The organism is Streptomyces sp. DH12, from assembly GCF_020873895.1.
Classification (GTDB): domain Bacteria; phylum Actinomycetota; class Actinomycetes; order Streptomycetales; family Streptomycetaceae; genus Streptomyces.
On the sequence record NZ_JAHWGT010001700.1, the window covers coordinates 1 to 385 of the forward strand.

The window sequence follows — 385 nt, forward strand, 5'->3', positions numbered from 1 at the left end:
CGTCCGACGATCGCCTTGATGTTCTCCGCCTCGTTGTACGTGGGGATGATCACCAAAGCCGTACCGAGCGGGCCGAATTTCCGCCCCTGGGATCCTGCCGCGAGGGTCCCGCCGCCGTCGTTCTCTGCTGCCCCTTCATGTCCTGTGCGCAGGATCCCACCTTAGTGTGCACGGCCTGTCGTGACGTGACAGGACGTACATATGGTGGTGTCGTTTCCCGATCATCGGGTAGGCGCATCTTCTTTCCCCGGATGCGCGCGGACGGCGGATGGGGGCCCGGCGCCCTTCGGGCCGGCCCGGGATCCGCCGGCTGCGGATCACCTGGAGCCGTTGTCTACTGAGCGCCCGGGCCCCACCCGGGGTCGCACCTCCCCGGCCGGCGGAC

Annotated in this window: 1 pseudogene; it reads right to left on the reverse strand. The window is 68.3% G+C overall.

The features are described 5' to 3' along the window. Positions 1–152: pseudogene (locus LPA54_RS41800) on the reverse strand (dolichol-phosphate mannosyltransferase); the annotation flags it as partial. Positions 153–385 lie beyond the last annotated feature (233 nt).